Source organism: Corallococcus terminator (assembly GCF_003611635.1).
Classification (GTDB): Bacteria; Myxococcota; Myxococcia; order Myxococcales; family Myxococcaceae; genus Corallococcus; species Corallococcus terminator.
Map to the genome: position 1 here is coordinate 1 of NZ_RAVZ01000729.1, position 953 is coordinate 953.

Genomic DNA, 953 nt, shown 5'->3' on the forward strand with positions numbered 1-953 from the left:
GGCGAGGCGACGACGGTCGGCTTCAGGGGCGTCTGGACGGTCAAGGGCGTCTCACTCCGGGCAAGGCAAAAGCGCAGCCATCAGGACGCGAACCGCCGTCCTGCTCGGGGCCAACAGACCCCGTTGAAATGACTCAAGATTGGGTGGGAACGGGTGCTGTCCTGCGATCAGAACCCGGGGACCTGGAGACAACAGACCGACATGTAGCTATTTGTCGGCCAGAAGCAGGTGTCGCGCAAGAAAACCACACTGCCTCCGGGTCTTGGGAGCGGCCACCCGGAACCGGGGGCAGCCGCTCGGCCGACACAAGCTATGGGGGGGGACCCAGTGTGTCAACGCTAGATCCTGTGGGAGCCTGCCCGGCCGGTGGGATCGATGCTTGCAATCTATGATCACTCAACAGGGCCGTTTTCGACGTTCGGCGGCGGACATTTCCGTGTCACGAAGCAGGGGTCCAGCCGCGCGTTTTGGAGGGGGTCTCCCAACCCCTGGAGATCACGGCGTGAGGCCTGCGTCAGGGGTTGGGGACGCGGGAAACGGCTGCAACGAGGTATCCCCGGAGGCGGGCGTGACGGGGCGCGGCGAGGGGGGCGGTGCTACAGGGCTGTTGTCCCGGGTGTCCGGGCCGCTCTGGGTGTGGACGGCGCGGCGCAGGGCCTCTTCCAGGTCGCGGGCGGCGGGGCCCACGGTGGACAGCATCTGGTTGGCGCTGCGGGCGTGGCGATTCTCGGTTTCGGAGGCGAGCTTGAGCTGGGCGAGGCCTTCGGAGACGAGCCGGCGGGCGTCCTCCAGCTTCTGGCGCGCCTGGTAGAAAGCGACGTCGGTGAGCATGGACTGGAGGCTGCGGCGCTGCTCCTCGGTGATGCCAGCGAGCTTCTCCGCGCGGCGCAGGTAGTAGAGGCCGCGCTCCACCTTGGGGGGCTCGCCGGACGCGATGCGGGGGCGGGCCAGGG

Annotated in this window: 1 pseudogene; it reads right to left on the reverse strand. The window is 68.2% G+C overall.

Going from position 1 to position 953, the window contains the following annotated elements:
- Window positions 1–495 precede the first annotated feature (495 nt).
- Window positions 496–953: pseudogene (locus D7V88_RS41830) on the reverse strand (IF-2 protein); the annotation flags it as partial.